An 18,368-nucleotide genomic window follows, 5' to 3' on the forward strand; every position below is an offset into this window, starting at 1 on the left:
GGGTGAGGGGCTTTTCAAGCTTTTGGCTTATCATTAGCCCCCTAACGACGCTCACCCAAGGCTCCCCGGCATGCTGGCAATCTTCCTCGAAACCCTGAACATCACCGCGCCGGTGTTTGCCATGCTGTTTCTCGGTGTGCTGCTCAAGCGCATCGACTGGATCAACGACAACTTCATCCACACGGCCTCGTCGCTGGTGTTCAACGTCACCATGCCGGCGCTGCTGTTCCTCGGCATTCTGCATGCCGACCTGCACGCCGCGTTGCAGCCGTCCCTGCTGATCTACTTCTCCCTCGCCACCCTGGTGAGCTTCGCCGTGGCCTGGGGCTGGGCGATTTTCAAATGCCCGCGTGAAGATCGCGGCATCTACACCCAAGGCGCGTTTCGCGGCAATAACGGCGTGATCGGTCTGGCACTGGCGGCGAGCATGTACGGCGATTACGGGATTTCCCTCGGGGCGATTCTCGCGGCGCTGGTGATCCTGTTTTACAACACGCTGTCGACCATCGTGCTGGCGGTGTACAGCCCGGTGATCAAATCCGATCCGTGGAGCATCTGCAAAAGCGTGTTCAGCAATCCGTTGATCATCAGCGTGATTGCGGCGGCGCCGTTTGCCTATTTCAAGATCGGTTTGCCGGGTTGGCTGGAAACTTCCGGCCAGTATCTGGCGCAGACCACCTTGCCATTGGCGCTGATCTGCATTGGCGGCACGTTGTCGCTGGCGGCATTGCGCAAGAGCGGTAGCATGGCGCTCAGCTCCAGCCTGGTGAAGATGATCGGTCTACCGGTGCTGGCGACGCTGGGGGCGTGGTTGTGGGGCTTTCGCGGGGCGGAGCTGGGGATTCTGTTTCTGTACTTCGGCAGCCCGACGGCGGCGGCGAGTTTTGTCATGGCCCGGGCGGCGCAGGGCAATCATGAGCTGGCGGCGGCGATCATTGTGTTGACCACGTTGATGGCGGCGATTACCACCAATATCGGGATCTTTGTTTTGCAATGGGGTGGGTGGATCTAGCCTGAATCTTGGGTTGCTCTCCCGGGCCTCTTCGCGAGCAAGCTCGCTCCCACATTTGAAATGCATTCCAATGTGGGAGCGAGCTTGCTCGCGAAGGCGTCAGTTCAATCACACAGGCTTCTGGTAGGTATCGATCACTTCCTGAGCTGCACGAAACGCATCGATCGCCGCCGGCACGCCGGCATACACTGCGCAATGCAGCAGCGCCTCACGAATCTCGTCGACCGTGCAGCCATTGTTCAGCGCGCCGCGCACATGGCCTTTCAACTCTTGCGGGCACTTCAACGCGGTCAGCGCGGCGAGGGTGATCAGGCTGCGGGTTTTCAGCGGCAGACCTTCGCGATTCCACACGCCACCCCAGGCATGTTCATTGACGAAATCCTGCAACGGCTGGGTGAATTCGGTGGCGTTGCCCAGCGCGCGATCAACAAACGCATCGCCCATTACCTGGCGGCGGACTTCAACCCCGGACTTCTTCGATTCGGTCATGGCATATCCCTCTTGTGGTGTTGGCGGCGCCAGGCGCGGATCGACGTGAACAGCAGGAACGTCAACAGCGTCGGCAAGACATAAAACAGCATCAGCCGCTCAAGCTTGCCGGCCAGCGGCATGCCGGTGGTGAACGACACCACGTGCAGTCCGTACGCCAGGTACAAACCGAGCAACAGCAAACCTTCGGCGCGCGTCACGCGGTAGCCGGAATAGAACACCGGCAGGCACAGTGCGGCGACGCCGAGCATCACCGGCAGGTCGAAATCCAGCGCGTTCGGGGACACCGACAGCGGCGTCGGTGCGATCAATGCGGTCAGGCCGAGCACCCCGAGCAGGTTGAACAGGTTGGCGCCGATCACGTTGCCGACGGCGATGTCGCGTTGTCCGCGCAAGGCTGCGATCAATGACGTAGCCAGTTCCGGCAGCGACGTGCCGACGGCGACCACAGTCAGGCCAATCACTCGCTCGGAGAATCCCAGGTCGGTGGCCACCACGACAGCGGCGCCCAGCAGCAGATGCCCGGCAAACACCAGCATCGCCAGACCGATAACGATCATCAACAGGCTGCTGAACCACGAGGCATGCGCCGTTTCAGGATGTTCCGAATGCGGTCGCGTCGAATGCCGTGACTGGCGCAGCAGTAAACCGAGATACAGCGCCAAAGCCGCCAACAACAGGATGCCGTCGAAGCGCCCGATCTCTTCATTCCATGCCAGCACGAATACCAGCAGGCTGGCACCGATCATCAGCGGAATATCCAGGCGCACCAGTTGCCGCGAGACGCGCAGAGGAATGATCAGCGCGGAAAGCCCGAGGGTGACAAGGATGTTGAAGATGCTGCTGCCGACCACACTGCCGACGGCGATGTCCGGGTTATGCGCCAGCGCCGCTTGCAGGCTCACGGCCATTTGCGGTGCGCTGCTGCCGAGGGCGACGAGGGTCAGGCCGATGATCAGCGGTCGCACATGCAGGCGTGCTGCCAGACGTACCGCTGCGCGCACCATCAGTTCGGCGCCGAAGATCAGCAGGCACAGGCCAGCGAGCAGTTCGATCACGCTGATCAGGGGTAAATCGGCTAATCCGAAAATGGTCAGCGCTCCATCAGTCGTCGAGGGCCTGCACGCGAACCCGCGCGGTGCCGCTGCGCAGCATGCCGAGTTGTTCGGCGGCCTCGCGGGACACATCGATCAGGCGTCCACGGGTATGCGGGCCACGGTCGTTGATGCGGACCACAACAGATTCATCGTTTTTCAGGTTGGTGACCTTCACCCGTGTGCCAAAGGGTAGCTGGCGGTGGGCGGCGGTCAGGGAATTCTGGTTGAACGGCTCGCCACTGGCGGTCCGTTTACCGTGGTGCTTGGCACCGTAATAAGAGGCGACACCGGTCTGGTCGTAACCGTGCGGGTCGATGATATCGGTGCTGGCGCAACCGGCCAGCAAGGAGAGCAGGGCGAAAAGGCTGAGCAGACGCTTCATTCAAGGTTTCCCAAAAACAAATGTAGGAGTGAGCCTGCTCGCGATAGCGCAATGTCAGACACCGGAAAAGTGACTGTCAAATCGCTATCGCGAGCAGGCTCACTCCTACAGGGGATGGAGCCAGGCTGTTTGTCTGGCTCCATTTTCATCAGCCTTCGAGCTTGCTTTTCAGCAGTTCGTTCACTTGCTGCGGGTTGGCTTTGCCTTTCGACGCTTTCATCGCCTGACCGACAAAGAAGCCGAACATCTTGCCGCGTTTGGCTTCATCCGCCGCACGATACTGTTCAACCTGCTCGGCGTTGGCCGCGAGCATTTCGTCCAGCACTGCAGAGATCGCGCCGCTGTCGGTAACCTGTTTCAGGCCACGTTTCTCGATGATTTCGTCCGCGCTGCCTTCACCGTTGGCCATCGCTTCGAACACCACTTTGGCGATCTTGCCGGAGATGGTGTTGTCCTTGATGCGCTGTAGCATGCCGCCCAGCAGTTCAGCGGAAACCGGCGACTCGTCGATGTCCACGCCTTGCTTGTTGAGCAGGCTGCCCAACTCGACCATCACCCAGTTCGCCGCCAGTTTCGCGTCGCCGCCGATGGCTGCAACTTTCTCGAAGTAGTCCGCTTGCTCACGGCTGGTGGCCAGCACGTTGGCGTCGTAGGCCGACAGACCGAACTGGCTCTGGAAGCGCTCGCGTTTCTGCGGTGGCAGTTCCGGCAGGGTGGCGCGCACCTCGCCGAGGAACGACTCTTCGATGACTACGGGCAGCAGGTCCGGATCGGGGAAGTAACGGTAGTCGTTGGCTTCCTCTTTCGAACGCATCGGACGGGTCTCGTCCTTGTTTGGATCGTACAGACGGGTCTGCTGGATCACTTTGCCGCCGTCTTCGATCAGCTCGATCTGACGCTGGATCTCGGTGTTGATTGCCTTCTCGATGAAGCGGAACGAGTTGACGTTCTTGATCTCGCAGCGCGTGCCGAACTCAACCTGACCTTTCGGGCGTACCGATACGTTGCAGTCGCAACGCAGCGAACCTTCGGCCATGTTGCCGTCGCAAATACCCAGGTAACGCACCAGTGCGTGGATCGCCTTGACGTAAGCCACGGCTTCCTTGGCGCTGCGCATGTCCGGCTCGGAGACGATTTCCAGCAGCGGTGTGCCGGCACGGTTCAGGTCGATGCCGGTGGCACCGTTGAATTCTTCGTGCAGGCTCTTGCCGGCGTCTTCTTCCAGGTGCGCGCGGGTGATGCCAACACGCTTGACCGTGCCGTCTTCCAGGGCGATGTCCAGGTGGCCCTTGCCGACGATCGGCAACTCCATCTGGCTGATCTGGTAGCCCTTCGGCAGGTCCGGGTAGAAGTAGTTTTTACGGGCGAACACGTTGTGCTGACCGATCTCGGCGTCAATCGCCAGACCGAACATCACCGCCATGCGCACCGCTTCCTGGTTCAGTACCGGCAGAACGCCGGGCATGCCCAGGTCGATCAGGCTGGCCTGAGTGTTCGGCTCGGAACCGAACGTGGTGGAACTACCGGAAAAGATTTTCGACCGGGTAGTGAGCTGAGTGTGAATCTCCAGCCCGATCACGACTTCCCATTGCATGTGTGTCTCCTCAGAAGCCGGTTGGGGTGCGGGTGTGCCAGTCAGTGTTGAGCTGATACTGGTGGGCAACGTTCAACAGGCGACCTTCCTGGAAATACGGCGCGAGCAACTGCACGCCCACCGGCAGACCGTCGACAAAACCGGCCGGCATCGACAGGCCCGGCAGGCCCGCGAGGTTGGCGGTGATGGTGTAGACGTCTTCCAGATAGGCAGCGACCGGGTCGCTGTTCTTGGCGCCGAGTTTCCAGGCCGGGTTCGGCGTGGTTGGGCCGAGGATGATGTCGACCTCATTAAAGGCAGCCATGAAGTCGTTCTTCACCAGGCGACGGATCTTCTGCGCTTTCAGGTAGTAGGCGTCGTAGTAACCGGCGGACAGCGCGTAGGCACCGACCATGATCCGGCGCTGCACTTCCGCGCCGAAGCCTTCGCCACGGGAGCGCTTGTACAGGTCGATCAGGTTTTCCGGGTTCTCGCAGCGATGGCCGAAGCGCACGCCGTCGAAACGCGACAGGTTCGAGGAAGCCTCTGCCGGGGCGATCACGTAGTACGCAGGAATTGCGTGCTGCATGTTCGGCAGGCTGATTTCCTTGATCACCGCACCGAGCTTCTGCAGCTCTTTAATGCTGTTCTGGATCAGCTCGGCGATGCGTGGGTCGAGACCGGCGCTGAAGTATTCCTTCGGCACGCCGATGCGCAGGCCTTGCAGCGAGTCGCCCAGGCTGGCGGAGTAATCCGGAACCGGCTCATCGATGCTGGTGGAGTCGTTCTGATCGAAGCCAGCCATACCTTGCAACAAAATTGCGCAGTCTTCGGCGGTGCGCGCCAACGGCCCGCCCTGATCGAGGCTGGAGGCGTAAGCGATCATGCCCCAGCGCGAAACACGACCGTAGGTCGGTTTCAGGCCGGTGAGGTTGGTGAAGGCTGCCGGCTGACGGATCGAACCGCCAGTGTCGGTGGCCGTGGCCGCAGGCAACAGACGAGCGGCTACTGCCGCCGCCGAACCGCCGGACGAACCGCCCGGCACGTGTTCCAGGTTCCACGGGTTTTTCACCGCGCCGTACCAGCTCGACTCGTTGGCCGAACCCATGGCGAATTCGTCCATGTTGGTCTTGCCCAGGGTCACCGCGCCGGCAGCCGCCAGCTTCGCGACCACGGTGGCGTCGTACGGGGCTTTGAAGTTGTCGAGCATCTTCGAGCCGCAGCTGGTGCGAATGCCCTGGGTGCAGAACAGGTCTTTGTGAGCGATCGGCGCACCGAGCAGGGCGCCGCTCTCACCGTTGGCGCGGCGTGCATCGGCGGCTTTCGCCTGCTCGAGCGCCAGCTCTTCGGTGAGGCTGATGAAACTGTTGAGCTGCGGATCGAGCTGGGTGATGCGCGCCAGCAGGACTTTGGTCAGCTCTTCGGAGGAAAACTTTTTATCGGCGAGACCGCGGGCGATCTCGGCCAGAGTCATTTGATGCATTGCAGGCTCTTTCCCTTTAGTCGATGACTTTCGGAACCAGATACAGGCCGTTTTCGACCGCTGGTGCGATGGACTGGTAGGCCTCGCGGTGATTGGTCTCGGTCACAACGTCGGCGCGCAGGCGCTGACTGGCTTCCAGCGGGTGGGCCAGAGGCTCGATTCCGTCGGTATTAACAGCCTGCATTTCGTCGACCAGACCGAGAATGCTGTTGAGAGCGGAAGTAATGTGTGGAAGATCGGCATCATTGAGGCCAAGGCAGGCCAGATGAGCGATTTTTTCCACGTCGGAGCGTTCTAGCGCCATCGGGATTCTCCTGTGGAAAACAGAACGGACGGCGTCCGTGTGTTAGATTGTCGGAACACTACCGCACTTCTACGGTCATAAGGCCGCGATTGTGGGGCTTGGTGCACAGAAAAGCGGCCAATTTAACATATTGGCGCCTTGCCCAAAATCCCTGTCGTTGTTAGAGTTTGCCGCACTTTTTTACCCACGCGTTGCCTAGGGTCCCTTTCCCATGTTCAAGAAACTGCGTGGCATGTTTTCCAGCGATCTTTCCATTGACCTGGGCACTGCCAACACCCTTATTTACGTGCGCGAGCGCGGTATCGTCCTGAATGAGCCATCGGTTGTGGCCATTCGGACACACGGTAACCAGAAAAGTGTCGTTGCTGTCGGCACCGAGGCCAAGCGCATGCTCGGCCGTACGCCGGGCAACATTGCTGCCATTCGTCCGATGAAAGACGGCGTGATCGCCGACTTCAGCGTCTGCGAAAAGATGCTGCAATACTTTATTAACAAGGTTCACGAAAACAGCTTTCTGCAGCCTAGCCCTCGTGTGCTGATCTGCGTTCCATGCAAATCCACCCAGGTTGAGCGTCGCGCCATCCGTGAATCGGCCCTTGGTGCCGGTGCCCGTGAAGTATTCCTGATCGAAGAGCCAATGGCCGCTGCGATCGGTGCCGGCCTGCCGGTCGAAGAAGCGCGCGGTTCGATGGTCGTGGATATCGGTGGTGGTACCACTGAAATCGCGCTGATCTCCCTGAACGGTGTGGTGTATGCCGAATCCGTCCGCGTTGGCGGCGACCGCTTCGACGAAGCGATCATCACTTACGTGCGTCGTAACTACGGCAGCCTGATCGGTGAATCCACCGCTGAGCGCATCAAACAGGAAATCGGCACGGCCTACCCGGGCGGCGAAGTTCGCGAAGTCGACGTTCGCGGTCGCAACCTGGCCGAAGGCGTTCCACGCGCATTCACCCTGAACTCCAACGAAGTGCTGGAAGCTCTGCAAGAGTCCCTGGCAACCATCGTTCAGGCTGTGAAAAGTGCTCTGGAGCAATCGCCGCCGGAACTGGCTTCCGACATCGCCGAGCGTGGCCTGGTGCTGACCGGTGGTGGCGCGCTGCTGCGTGATCTCGACAAGTTGCTGGCCCAGGAAACCGGTCTGCCAGTGATCGTTGCCGAAGATCCGCTGACCTGTGTGGCTCGCGGCGGTGGCCGTGCATTGGAAATGATGGATAAGCACACCATGGACCTGCTCTCGAGCGAATAAGTCGCCGAGTGCAATACGTGGGTGAGCGCGCAGGCAGCACTTTGCAGTGCTGCCTGTTGGCGTTTATCTTCTGTCAGTCTTCATCCAGGCCGGTTTGATGCCGTATGAATAAACAGAACATTTGCCTGGGAGGAGCGGCTTATTAAACCGCTTTTCGCCAAGGGCCCTTCGTTGGGCGTGCGCCTGTTGGTGCTGGCCGTGCTATCGATCGCGCTGATGGTGGTCGATGCCCGCTTTGACCTGCTCAAGCCTGCGCGCAAGCAAGCGTCGCTGGTGCTGATGGATGCCTACTGGATCACAGACCTGCCGGGTCGCTTGTGGGAAGGTGTCGCCAGCCAGTTCGGCAGCCGCACCGAGCTTGTCGCCGAAAACGAAAAACTCAAGACCGAAAACCTGCTGTTGCAGGGCCGCATGCAAAAGCTTGCCGCCCTTACCGAGCAGAACGTTCGGCTGCGCGAGTTGCTCAATTCTTCTGCACTGGTCAACGAAAAGGTCGAAGTGGCCGAGTTGATCGGTATGGACCCCAACCCGTTCACCCATCGCATCATCATCAATAAAGGTGAGCGCGACGGCGTGGTGCTCGGTCAGCCGGTGCTCGATGCGCGTGGCCTGATGGGCCAGGTGGTCGAGTTGATGCCTTACACCTCGCGCGTGTTGCTGCTCACTGACAGCACACACAGCATTCCCGTACAGGTCAATCGCAACGGGCTGCGGGCGATTGCCAGCGGCACCGGCAACCCTGAGCGCCTGGAATTGCGCCACGTCGCCGACACGGCGGATATCAAGGAAGGCGACCTGTTGGTCAGTTCCGGCCTTGGCCAGCGTTTCCCGGCAGGCTATCCGGTCGCGACCGTGAAGGAAGTGATCCACGATTCCGGTCAGCCGTTTGCCATCGTCCGCGCCGTGCCGACCGCCGCGCTGAACCGCAGCCGCTACATGTTGCTGGTGTTCAGCGACAACCGCACCGCCGAAGAGCGTGCCAACGATGCGGCGCAAGCGCAGGAAAATCTTGATGCTTTTGGCGGCGGCCCGATTATTCCGGCCACTGTACCGAAAACCGTGACCCCGCCTGCCGCAGCGGCTACGACGCCCGCGACGCCTGCCGCACCGACCGCCGCCGCTAGCGCCACACCGGCCAAACCCGCGGCAAGCAAACCGCCAGCGGCTGCCAAACCACCGGCAGCGACGCCAGCGGCGGCCAAACCTCCAGCTGCCCAGCCGGCTGCGCGACCTGCGGCCAAACCGCCAGTCAACGCACCAGCGACAACCGGGAGACAAGAATAATGGTCGGGGCTACCGCATCGCGTAACGGCTGGATTGTCTGGCTGACGTTTGTTGTCGGCATACTCCTGAGCGTGTCGCCATTGCCGATTTTCATGGAAATCCTGCGCCCGCTATGGCTGGCCTTGCTCCTGACATTCTGGGCTTTGTATATGCCGCACACAGTGGGCATGGTCACGGCGTTTTGCCTGGGCCTGGCCGAAGACGTGCTGCAGGGCGATCTGCTCGGTCAGAACGCGCTGATCCTGACACTGATCACCTTCCTCGTATTGTCATTGCAACAACGCCTGCGGATGTTCCCGATGTGGCAACAATGCCTGGTGATTCTGGTGATCTTCGGCCTCGCGCAACTGGTGCAACTGTGGCTCAGTGCCTTGACCGGTAACCGTCAACCAACCCTGGCGCTGGTACTTCCGGCGCTGGTCAGCGCCTTGCTCTGGCCTTGGGTCAGCTTTGCCCTACGCGGATTGCGCCGACGCTACAAAATCAATTGAACCGGTGAAGTTGGGCACTGAACAGGGAGATGTTTTGATGAAGCCGCTTTACCTCGCCTCCGGATCGCCGCGTCGGCGTGAATTGCTCACGCAGATCGGCGTTCCGTTCTCCGCCATCAGTGCGGATATCGACGAAACCCCATCACCCGAAGAGTCGCCCTCGGCCTATGTCGAACGCTTGGCGCGCGGCAAAGCCGAGGCCGGACGCCGCACGGTCGTGTCCACTCAGCCATTCTGCGTGCTGGGTGCTGACACTGCCGTGGTGCTGGACGGCAAAATTCTGGGCAAACCGGTGGACGAAGCCGATGCATGCGCCATGCTGATGATGTTGTCCGGCAAGGAGCATGAAGTGCTGACCGCCATCGCCGTGCTTGAAGACGAGCGCTGCGAGTCGCGGGTGGTGCGCAGTCTGGTGCGGTTTCGCGCGATCAGCATTGAGGAAGCGGCCGCTTACTGGGCCAGTGGCGAGCCACGGGACAAGGCCGGTGGTTATGGCATTCAGGGGCTCGGCGCGGTGTTTGTCGCGGGCCTCAATGGCAGTTACTCGGCGGTGGTCGGGTTGCCGATTTGCGAAACCGCAGAACTGTTAGGCCATTTCGGCATACCCTGTTGGCAAAACCTGAACGCGCAATAAGCGTCGTACGAATCCAGATGCGGCCATTATCGTGAACACGCCTGAACGAGATCCTGCCATGAGTGAAGAGATTCTGATCAACATCACGCCGATGGAGTCGCGCGTGGCGGTGGTCGAAAACGGTGTGCTGCAAGAAGTCCACGTTGAGCGCACACAAAAGCGCGGGATTGTCGGCAACATCTATAAAGGCAAGATCGTCCGCGTGCTGCCGGGTATGCAGGCAGCGTTTGTCGACATCGGCCTGGACCGCGCGGCATTCATTCACGCCGCCGAAATTTCTCTACGTGAAGGTCCTGCGGTCGAAAGTATCAGCGCGCTGGTGCACGAAGGCCAAAGCCTGGTGGTGCAAGTCACCAAGGACCCGATCGGTTCCAAAGGCGCGCGCTTGACCACGCAGCTGTCGATACCTTCGCGTTATCTGGTGTACATGCCGCGCACCGCCCACGTCGGCATCTCGTTGAAGATCGAAGACGAAGCCGAGCGCGAACGCCTCAAGCAGGTGGTCAGCGATTGCGTGGCCAAAGAAGGCATCAAGGAGGCCGGTGGTTTCATTCTGCGCACCGCCGCCGAAGGCGCTGGCGCCGATGAAATCCTCATGGACATCCGTTACCTGCGGCGCCTGTGGGACCAGATCAACGAGCAGATCAAAACCATCTCCGCGCCTAGCGTGATTTACGAGGACCTCGGTCTGGCGCTGCGTACGCTGCGTGACCTGGTCAACCCGAAGATCGAGAAGATTCGCATCGATTCCCGGGAAACCTTCCAGAAAACCACGCAGTTCGTCGCCGAACTGATGCCGGAAATCGCCGATCGTCTGGAACACTACCCGGGTGAACGACCGATTTTCGACCTCTATGGTGTCGAAGACGAAATCCAGAAAGCCCTCGAACGCAAGGTGCCGCTGAAATCCGGTGGCTATCTGGTGGTGGATCCGGCGGAAGCCATGACCACCATCGACGTGAACACCGGAGCTTTCGTCGGCCATCGCAACCTCGAAGAAACCATCTTCAAGACCAATCTCGAAGCGGCCACCGCGATCGCCCGGCAAATGCGCCTGCGCAACCTGGGCGGGATCATCATCATCGACTTCATCGACATGGAAGATGAAGAGCATCAACGCCAAGTGTTGCGCACCCTGGAAAAACAGCTGGAGCGTGATCACGCCAAGACCAACATCATCGGCATCACCGAGTTGGGCCTGGTGCAGATGACCCGCAAGCGTACCCGCGAAAGTCTCGAACAGGTGCTGTGCGAGCCGTGCAGCAGTTGTCAGGGGCGTGGCAAACTCAAGACTGCGGAAACCATCTGTTACGAGATCTTCCGCGAGATCCTCCGTGAAGCGCGCGCCTATCAGGCCGAGGGTTATCGGGTGTTGGCGAACCAGAAAGTGGTGGATCGCTTGCTTGACGAAGAATCCGGTAACGTCGCCGAGCTTGAAGGGTTTATCGGTCGCACCATACGCTTCCAGGTGGAAACCATGTATTCCCAGGAACAATATGACGTGGTGCTGCTCTGATCCCCTGCGTCACTTTTATTCCACCGCGGCTGGCCTCAGCTTTTCGCAGTATTTTTGCCATGGGAGCCAACTGACATGGAGCGTCTGACACGCATTCTGGCCACACTCACCCGCTGGGGGCTGGGCCTGTGCGCGTTGGTTCTGGTGTTGATGGCGTTGTACGTCAGTCTCGGTCGTGAGCTGACCCCGCTGGTGGCCGAATATCGCGCCGACATCGAAGACAAGGCGAGTGCCGCCCTCGGCATGCCGTTGCAGATCGGCGAACTTGAAGGCAACTGGAGCGGTTTTGCGCCGATCCTGCTGGCCCATGATGTGATGGTCGGCGCTGGCGCCAATGCGTTGCGTCTGGATCGAGTGCGCGCGGTACCGGATCTTTGGGCCAGCTTGTTGGCGCGCGAAGTGCGCATTGCCCATCTTGAACTCAACGGCCTGAAAATCAGCCTCAAGGAAGCCGAGGACGGCAGTTGGGCGCTGGAAGGTCTGCCGGTGCAGCACGATCAGCCGCTCGACCCGCAGCAACTGTTCAATCGTTCGCAAATGATTCAGCAACTGTCGTTGCTCGACAGTCAGGTAACTTTGCAACCGCTGGATCACGCGCCGCTCACCCTCACCTATGTCGGCCTCAATCTGAAAACCGGCGCCAGCCGTCAACGGCTCGATGCGCGTTTGACCTTGCCGGATGGCCAGCCCGTTGCACTGAGCCTGCGCACGCGGATTCGCCCGGAGCAATGGCAGGACAGTGTGGTGGACGGTTATGCCAGCCTGCCGCAAAGCGACTGGTCGAAGTGGCTGCCAGAACGTCTGACCCAGCAATGGAATTTTTCCGAGATCAAAGCCGGTGGCGAACTTTGGGTCAATTGGGCCAAGGGCACACTGCAGAGTGCCGCGTTACGCTTGAATGCTCCGCAACTGACTGGCGCCTATGCCGATCGCAAGCCGATCCAGATCAATAATCTGGCGCTTAATGCCTACTACGAGAACAGTGATGAGGGTGCGACCATTACCCTCGATTCACTGGCGATGAGTTTCGGCGAAAACCGTTGGGAGTCTCATGTCCAACTGAAGCAGACGCGCGCAACCGACAAGGTGGAAGAGCTCTGGCACTTGCAGGCGGATCGTCTCGATCTGACTCCGATCACCCCGGTGCTCAATGCGTTGGGGCCGTTGCCGCAAGGTTTCGCCACGGCCGTTGACCATCTGAAAGTCACCGGTGGGCTGCGCAACGTGCTGCTGGATTTTCGCCCCAATGCCACCGATGGCAACAAATTCAGTTTCGCCACCAATCTGGACAATGTTGGTTTCGATGCCTATCACGGCGCTCCGGCAGCACGAAACGTCAGTGGTAGCCTCAGCGGTAACCTGGACGGTGGCGAGTTGCGCATGGACAGCAAGGATTTTGTCCTGCACCTCGACCCGATTTTCGCCAAGCCATGGCAGTACATTCAGGCCAATGCGCGGCTGACCTGGAAGCTCGACAAAGACGGCTTCACCCTGATCGCTCCGTACCTGAAGGTGCTTGGCGAGGAAGGCAAGATTGCCGGCGATTTCCTGATACGCCTGCATTTCGACCATAGCCAGGAAGACTACATGGACCTGCGGGTCGGTCTGGTCGATGGCGACGGTCGCTACACGGCCAAGTACCTGCCTCAAGTGCTCAGCCCGGCGCTCGACGAGTGGCTGCGTACGGCCATCCTCAAAGGTGCAGTCGATCAGGGCTTCTTCCAGTATCAGGGCTCGCTGAGCAAAAATGCCGGGGAGGCCGATCGCAGTATCAGTCTGTTCTTCAAAGTGCACGACGCTGAACTGGCGTTCCAGCCGGGCTGGCCGCACGTAAGCAAGGTCAGTGGCGATGTGTTTATCGAAGACAGTGGTGTGCGGATCGTGGCCGACAAGGGCCAGTTGCTCGACACTCAAGTCAGCGATGTCTTCGTCAATATTCCCCATGTGCCGGCCGGACAACATACGCATATGTTCCTCGATGGCGCCTTTGCCGGTGGGTTGGGGGATGGCTTGAAGATTCTTCAGGAAGCGCCGATCGGCACCGGTGAGACCTTTGCCGGATGGGAAGGGGCGGGTGATCTGCAAGGCAAGCTCAAACTGGACATCCCGCTGGACAAGGGCGGCGACCTGCCGAAGATTCTGGTCGACTTCAAAACCGCCAATGCGCGCCTGAAACTCGCCGAGCCGAAGCTTGAGCTGACCCAACTCAAGGGTGATTTCCGCTTTGACAGCGCCAAAGGACTCAGCGGGCAGAACATCGCCGCGCGGGCGTTCGACAAACCGGTGACCGCGCAGATCTTCGCTGATGGCAGCCCCGGCAAGCTCAAGACCCGGGTTGCCGCATCCGGTCAGGTCGAAGTGAAGAAACTCACCGACTGGCTGGGCGTGACGCAACCATTGCCGGTTTCCGGGACCATTCCTTATCAGTTGCAATTGAATCTGGACGGCGCCGACAGCCAGTTGATGGTCAGTTCCAGCATGAAGGGTGTGGCGGTGGATCTGCCGGCACCGTTCGGTATGGCGGCAGATGTCGGACGCGATACCGTGTTCCGTATGACTTTGCAGGGGCAGGAGCGACGTTATTGGGTCAACTACGACCAACTGGCCAATTTCACCTTCGCGGCACCGCCGAGCAATTTTGCCGAGGGCCGTGGCGAATTGTTCCTCGGTGCCGGCGAAGCGGTGCTGCCGGGCGCCAAAGGCTTGCGGGTTCGCGGGGTGCTCTCGGAACTGGACGTCGCGCCGTGGCAGGATCTGGTGAACAAATACGCCGGGCAGGATCCGGGCGGCAGCGCCAAGCAATTGCTCAACAGTGCTGATTTCAAAGTCGGCAAGCTCACGGCACTCGGGACCACGCTGGATCAGGCATCGGTGCAGGTCAATCGCAAACCAGGCGCATGGAATCTGGCTCTCGATAGCCAGCAGGCCAAGGGCTCGGCGAGCCTGCCGGACGCCAAGGGCGTGCCGATTGCGGTGAATTTGCAGTACGTGAAACTGCCAGCGCCGGACCCGACGGTACAGGCTGACGAAAATTCGCCAGACCCGTTGGCGTCGGTCGATCCGACGAAGATTCCGGCGCTGGACATCACCATCAATCAACTGTTTCTCGGGCCGGATCTGGTCGGCGGCTGGTCGCTCAAAGTGCGACCGACCGCGAAAGGCATCGCCCTGAACAACCTCGATATGGGCCTCAAAGGCATCCTGTTGCAGGGCAACGGCGGCTGGGAAGGTGCGCCGGGGGCGACCAATAGCTGGTTCAAGGGCCGGATTGGCGGCAAGAATCTCGCCGATGTCCTCAAGGGTTGGGGCTTTGCGCCGAGCGTGACCAGCGAAGAATTTCATATGGACGTCGACGGCCGTTGGCCGGGCTCGCCGGCCTGGCTGGCGACCAAGCGCTTCTCCGGCACTCTTGATGCGTCGTTGAACAAAGGTCAGTTTGTTGAAGTGGAGGGCGGTGCGCAGGCGTTGCGAGTGTTTGGCCTGCTTAACTTCAACTCCATCGGCCGGCGTCTGCGTCTGGACTTCTCCGATCTGTTCGGCAAAGGCTTGAGCTACGACCGGGTCAAAGGCCTGTTGGTGGCAAATAACGGTGTGTATGTCACCCGTGAACCGATTCGCCTGACCGGTCCTTCGAGCAACATTGAGCTGGACGGTACGCTGGATCTGGTCGGTGATCAGGTGGACGCCAAGTTGCTGGTGACCTTGCCGGTGACCAACAACCTGCCGATTGCGGCGCTGATCGTCGGCGCACCGGCGGTCGGCGGCGCGTTGTTCCTGATCGACAAGCTGATCGGTGACCGCGTGGCGCGCTTTGCCAGTGTGAAATACACCGTCAAAGGCCCATGGAAAGAGCCGAAAATCACCTTCGACAAGCCTTTTTGAACAGCCAGCCACTGAACCGATGGAGTAGCATGGCCGCATATCTCTTGCGGAGTTCGCCATGTCTTTAGCGGTGATTCAAATGGTCAGCCAGAGCGACGTGCTGGCCAATCTGGCCCAGGCCCGGCGCCTGCTCGAACAGGCAGCGGCCGGTGGCGCGAAGCTGGCGGTGCTGCCGGAAAACTTCGCCGCCATGGGCCGTCGCGACATCGCTGATATCGGCCGCGCCGAAGCATTGGGCGAAGGGCCGATCCTGCCGTGGTTGAAACAGACCGCCCGCGACCTCAAGTTATGGATAGTGGCCGGCACCTTGCCGTTGCCTCCAGTGGATCAGCCGACGGCCAAAGCCAACGCCTGCTCGCTGCTGGTCAATGAGCATGGCGAAATCGTTGCACGCTATGACAAGTTGCATTTGTTCGATGTGGATGTGGCGGACAATCGCGGCCGTTATCGCGAATCCGATGACTATGCTTATGGCAGTGGCGTTGTCGTTGCCGATACGCCCGTGGGGCGAGTCGGTCTGACCGTGTGTTACGACTTGCGCTTTCCCGAGCTGTACAGCGAATTACGTGCCGCCGGTGCCGAGTTGATTACCGCACCGTCAGCCTTTACTGCGGTGACCGGCGCAGCGCATTGGGATGTGCTGATTCGCGCACGCGCCATCGAGACACAGTGTTATGTGCTTGCCGCAGCACAAGGCGGAACCCATCCGGGACCGCGAGAAACGTTCGGCCATGCGGCAATCATCGACCCGTGGGGCCGGGTGCTGGCGAGTCAGGATCAAGGCGAAGCGGTGTTGTTGGCCGAGCGCGATAGCAATGAACAAGCGTCCATCAGGGCGCGAATGCCGGTGACGCGTCATCGGCGGTTTTTCTCGCAGGGCGCACAGCGGCCTGCCTCAGAACACGAATTTAAGGCGTAAACCTATGAGCGAGTTGTTGTCCTCAGTCAGTGATCACCTGTTGGCGCCCGGCGGCGTGACGATCGAGAGCCTGCAAGGCGTGCTCGGCGACCTGGCCGGCCCCGGCATCGACGCCGCCGACCTGTATTTCCAGGGCCAGATTTCCGAATCCTGGGCGCTGGAAGACGGCATCGTCAAGGAAGGCAGCTTCAACCTTGATCAGGGTGTCGGCGTGCGCGCGCAGTCCGGTGAGAAAACCGGTTTTGCCTACAGCAACGCAATCACCCTTGAAGCCCTCGGTGCAGCGGCCCGTGCCGCGCGTTCGATCTCCCGGGCCGGGCAGAACGGCACAGTCCAGGCGTTTACCACTCAAGATGTTGCACAGTTATACGCGCCGGATAACCCGCTGGAAGTGTTGAGCCGCGCCGAGAAAGTCGAGCTGCTCAAGCGCATCGATGTCGCCACCCGCGCACTTGACCCGCGTATCCAGCAGGTCAGCGTCAGCATGGCGGGTGTGTGGGAGCGGATTCTGGTGGCGTCCACCGACGGCGGTCTGGCCGCCGATGTGCGTCCACTGGTGCGTTTCAACGTCAGTGTGATCGTCGAACAGAATGGCCGTCGCGAGCGTGGCGGGCATGGCGGCGGCGGGCGTACCGACTACCGCTATTTCCTCGCCGAAGATCGCGCCATGGGCTACGCCCGTGAAGCGTTGCGCCAAGCGCTGGTAAATCTGGAAGCGATTCCTGCACCGGCCGGTACGTTGCCGGTGGTGTTGGGTTCGGGCTGGTCCGGTGTGCTGTTGCACGAAGCCGTCGGCCACGGTCTCGAAGGCGACTTCAACCGCAAGGGCAGTTCGGCCTACAGCGGCCGCATGGGCGAAATGGTTGCCTCGAAACTTTGCACTATCGTCGATGACGGCACCTTGAGCGGCCGTCGCGGTTCGCTGAGCGTCGACGACGAGGGCACCCCGACCGAGTGCACCACGCTGATCGAAAACGGCGTACTCAAGGGCTACATGCAGGACAAGCTCAATGCGCGTCTGATGGGCGTGGCCCGCACCGGTAATGGTCGTCGTGAATCCTACGCGCATCTGCCGATGCCACGCATGACCAACACTTACATGCTCGGTGGCGAAAGCGATCCGGCAGAAATCATCGCGTCGGTGAAGAAGGGCATCTACTGCGCCAACCTCGGCGGCGGTCAGGTCGATATCACCAGCGGCAAGTTTGTGTTCTCCACCAGCGAGGCGTACCTGATCGAAGACGGCAAGATCACTGCGCCGGTCAAAGGCGCGACGTTGATCGGCAACGGCCCCGAGGCGATGAGCCGGGTGTCGATGGTCGGTAACGATCTGGCGCTGGACAGCGGTGTGGGCACGTGCGGCAAGGATGGGCAATCGGTGCCGGTAGGTGTAGGTCAGCCGACGCTGAAAATCGATGCGATCACCGTGGGTGGCACGGGCGCATAAGAGGAGGTGGAGCTTCGGGTGGCGCGCAGGGCGACCACCCGGTGGCGAATATCAACGCAGACCGCGTTGAGTCTCGTCCAGCTCACGGATGTACTTGAAGATCTTGCGGCTGGAAGCAGGAGGTTTGTTTTGCGCAACCTCGTGCTGAGCCTGACGGATCAGGGAACGCAGTTGCTGGCGATCGGCGTCCGGATACTCGACGACGAATTTTTCCAGCACGGCATCGTCGCCCGCGATCAGGCGATCACGCCAGCGTTCGAGATTGTGGAAACGCTCGTTGTACTGACGAGTCGAGGCATCGAGTTGATCGAGCAAGGTCAGAATTGCGTCAGTGTCCTGATCGCGCATCAGTTTGCCGATGAACTGCAAGTGCCGTTTACGCGCGATGTTCGCGGTGTGCTTGGGCGCATCGGCCAACGCCCGGCGCATAGCGTCGGTCAGCGGCAGTTTTGCGATCAAGTCTGGCTTGAGTGTTGTCAGGCGCTCGCCGAGGTCAACCAGAGCATGCAGCTCGCGTTTGACCTGAGATTTGCTTTTTTCTCCCGTATCGAGGGAGTCGTCGTAAGAATCAACCATGGTGGCAGTCCGCAAAGAAACGCCGCCATG

General features: G+C 60.4%; 16 protein-coding genes. 9 read left to right on the forward strand and 7 right to left on the reverse strand.

All coding sequences use genetic code 11. The features are described 5' to 3' along the window. The first annotated feature begins 70 nt into the window (after nucleotides 1-70). Nucleotides 71-1,012 carry an AEC family transporter gene (locus tag AB4O01_RS24725; protein WP_099757996.1) on the forward strand — a complete coding sequence of 314 codons (942 nt, stop codon included), beginning with the start codon at nucleotides 71-73 and terminating at the stop codon, nucleotides 1,010-1,012. Nucleotides 1,013-1,120: 108 nt separating this feature from the next. Here the strand turns inward: AB4O01_RS24725 and AB4O01_RS24730 are convergent, their stop codons facing one another. The 6 genes from AB4O01_RS24730 to gatC form a co-directional block, all read right to left on the reverse strand. Continuing rightward, nucleotides 1,121-1,501: a carboxymuconolactone decarboxylase family protein gene (locus AB4O01_RS24730; RefSeq protein ID WP_093435910.1), complete on the reverse strand. Its 381-nt coding sequence runs from the start codon at nucleotides 1,499-1,501 to the stop codon at nucleotides 1,121-1,123. After that, nucleotides 1,498-2,559 carry a calcium/sodium antiporter gene (locus tag AB4O01_RS24735; protein WP_460089873.1) on the reverse strand — a complete coding sequence of 354 codons (1,062 nt, stop codon included), beginning with the start codon at nucleotides 2,557-2,559 and terminating at the stop codon, nucleotides 1,498-1,500. Before AB4O01_RS24735 ends, AB4O01_RS24730 begins: the two co-directional genes overlap by 4 nt. Before the next feature lie 46 nt (nucleotides 2,560-2,605). Continuing rightward, complete coding sequence (locus tag AB4O01_RS24740; RefSeq protein ID WP_093435918.1) at nucleotides 2,606-2,980, reverse strand: septal ring lytic transglycosylase RlpA family protein; 375 nt, start codon at nucleotides 2,978-2,980, stop codon at nucleotides 2,606-2,608. A 148-nt stretch (nucleotides 2,981-3,128) separates the two neighbouring features. After that, nucleotides 3,129-4,574: an Asp-tRNA(Asn)/Glu-tRNA(Gln) amidotransferase subunit GatB gene (gene gatB, locus AB4O01_RS24745; protein ID WP_099757997.1), complete on the reverse strand. Its 1,446-nt coding sequence runs from the start codon at nucleotides 4,572-4,574 to the stop codon at nucleotides 3,129-3,131. A 10-nt stretch (nucleotides 4,575-4,584) separates the two neighbouring features. Continuing rightward, nucleotides 4,585-6,036 carry an Asp-tRNA(Asn)/Glu-tRNA(Gln) amidotransferase subunit GatA gene (gatA, locus tag AB4O01_RS24750; RefSeq protein WP_093435926.1) on the reverse strand — a complete coding sequence of 484 codons (1,452 nt, stop codon included), beginning with the start codon at nucleotides 6,034-6,036 and terminating at the stop codon, nucleotides 4,585-4,587. A 16-nt stretch (nucleotides 6,037-6,052) separates the two neighbouring features. Next, nucleotides 6,053-6,340 carry an Asp-tRNA(Asn)/Glu-tRNA(Gln) amidotransferase subunit GatC gene (gene gatC, locus AB4O01_RS24755; RefSeq protein ID WP_007901429.1) on the reverse strand — a complete coding sequence of 96 codons (288 nt, stop codon included), beginning with the start codon at nucleotides 6,338-6,340 and terminating at the stop codon, nucleotides 6,053-6,055. Between the two features lie 211 nt (nucleotides 6,341-6,551). On the opposite strand from gatC, the gene mreB reads away from it, so the two are divergent. The 8 genes from mreB (at nucleotide 6,552) to tldD (ending at nucleotide 17,762) form a co-directional block, all read left to right on the forward strand. Then, nucleotides 6,552-7,589, forward strand: coding sequence for a rod shape-determining protein MreB (gene mreB / locus AB4O01_RS24760; protein ID WP_002555108.1), 1,038 nt, complete (start codon nucleotides 6,552-6,554; stop codon nucleotides 7,587-7,589). A gap of 177 nt (nucleotides 7,590-7,766) precedes the next feature. Beyond that, the gene (gene mreC / locus AB4O01_RS24765; protein WP_460092316.1) at nucleotides 7,767-8,873 is read left to right on the forward strand and encodes a rod shape-determining protein MreC; all 1,107 of its coding nucleotides are present in this window, start codon (nucleotides 7,767-7,769) and stop codon (nucleotides 8,871-8,873) included. Then, nucleotides 8,873-9,364, forward strand: coding sequence for a rod shape-determining protein MreD (gene mreD / locus AB4O01_RS24770; RefSeq protein WP_034154468.1), 492 nt, complete (start codon nucleotides 8,873-8,875; stop codon nucleotides 9,362-9,364). Before mreC ends, mreD begins: the two co-directional genes overlap by 1 nt. A 37-nt stretch (nucleotides 9,365-9,401) precedes the next feature. Continuing rightward, the gene (locus AB4O01_RS24775) at nucleotides 9,402-9,998 is read left to right on the forward strand and encodes a Maf family protein (RefSeq protein ID WP_460089875.1); all 597 of its coding nucleotides are present in this window, start codon (nucleotides 9,402-9,404) and stop codon (nucleotides 9,996-9,998) included. A 58-nt stretch (nucleotides 9,999-10,056) separates the two neighbouring features. After that, entirely contained in the window at nucleotides 10,057-11,514 is a 1,458-nt protein-coding gene (gene rng / locus AB4O01_RS24780; protein WP_034154470.1) for a ribonuclease G, read from the forward strand. 75 nt (nucleotides 11,515-11,589) lie between these two features. Continuing rightward, the gene (locus tag AB4O01_RS24785) at nucleotides 11,590-15,396 is read left to right on the forward strand and encodes a YhdP family protein (RefSeq protein ID WP_460089877.1); all 3,807 of its coding nucleotides are present in this window, start codon (nucleotides 11,590-11,592) and stop codon (nucleotides 15,394-15,396) included. Nucleotides 15,397-15,454: 58 nt separating this feature from the next. Then, complete coding sequence (locus AB4O01_RS24790) at nucleotides 15,455-16,315, forward strand: carbon-nitrogen hydrolase family protein (protein ID WP_099758001.1); 861 nt, start codon at nucleotides 15,455-15,457, stop codon at nucleotides 16,313-16,315. Between the two features lie 4 nt (nucleotides 16,316-16,319). Beyond that, complete coding sequence (gene tldD / locus AB4O01_RS24795) at nucleotides 16,320-17,762, forward strand: metalloprotease TldD (protein WP_034154473.1); 1,443 nt, start codon at nucleotides 16,320-16,322, stop codon at nucleotides 17,760-17,762. Between the two features lie 51 nt (nucleotides 17,763-17,813). Here tldD and yjgA read toward each other — a convergent pair whose 3' ends face one another. Continuing rightward, entirely contained in the window at nucleotides 17,814-18,338 is a 525-nt protein-coding gene (yjgA, locus tag AB4O01_RS24800) for a ribosome biogenesis factor YjgA (protein WP_007915377.1), read from the reverse strand. Nucleotides 18,339-18,368: the final 30 nt, after the last annotated feature.

The organism is Pseudomonas sp. S2_E02, from assembly GCF_054668355.1.

Coding starts and splice junctions, on each gene's coding strand:
- AB4O01_RS24725 (WP_099757996.1), top strand. CDS start 71: ATGCTGGCAATCTTCCTCGAAACCCTGAACATCACCGCGCCGGTGTTT.
- AB4O01_RS24730 (WP_093435910.1), bottom strand. CDS start 1,501: ATGACCGAATCGAAGAAGTCCGGGGTTGAAGTCCGCCGCCAGGTAATG.
- AB4O01_RS24740 (WP_093435918.1), bottom strand. CDS start 2,980: ATGAAGCGTCTGCTCAGCCTTTTCGCCCTGCTCTCCTTGCTGGCCGGT.
- gatB (WP_099757997.1), bottom strand. CDS start 4,574: ATGCAATGGGAAGTCGTGATCGGGCTGGAGATTCACACTCAGCTCACT.
- gatA (WP_093435926.1), bottom strand. CDS start 6,036: ATGCATCAAATGACTCTGGCCGAGATCGCCCGCGGTCTCGCCGATAAA.
- gatC (WP_007901429.1), bottom strand. CDS start 6,340: ATGGCGCTAGAACGCTCCGACGTGGAAAAAATCGCTCATCTGGCCTGC.
- mreB (WP_002555108.1), top strand. CDS start 6,552: ATGTTCAAGAAACTGCGTGGCATGTTTTCCAGCGATCTTTCCATTGAC.
- mreD (WP_034154468.1), top strand. CDS start 8,873: ATGGTCGGGGCTACCGCATCGCGTAACGGCTGGATTGTCTGGCTGACG.
- AB4O01_RS24775 (WP_460089875.1), top strand. CDS start 9,402: ATGAAGCCGCTTTACCTCGCCTCCGGATCGCCGCGTCGGCGTGAATTG.
- rng (WP_034154470.1), top strand. CDS start 10,057: ATGAGTGAAGAGATTCTGATCAACATCACGCCGATGGAGTCGCGCGTG.
- AB4O01_RS24785 (WP_460089877.1), top strand. CDS start 11,590: ATGGAGCGTCTGACACGCATTCTGGCCACACTCACCCGCTGGGGGCTG.
- AB4O01_RS24790 (WP_099758001.1), top strand. CDS start 15,455: ATGTCTTTAGCGGTGATTCAAATGGTCAGCCAGAGCGACGTGCTGGCC.
- tldD (WP_034154473.1), top strand. CDS start 16,320: ATGAGCGAGTTGTTGTCCTCAGTCAGTGATCACCTGTTGGCGCCCGGC.
- yjgA (WP_007915377.1), bottom strand. CDS start 18,338: ATGGTTGATTCTTACGACGACTCCCTCGATACGGGAGAAAAAAGCAAA.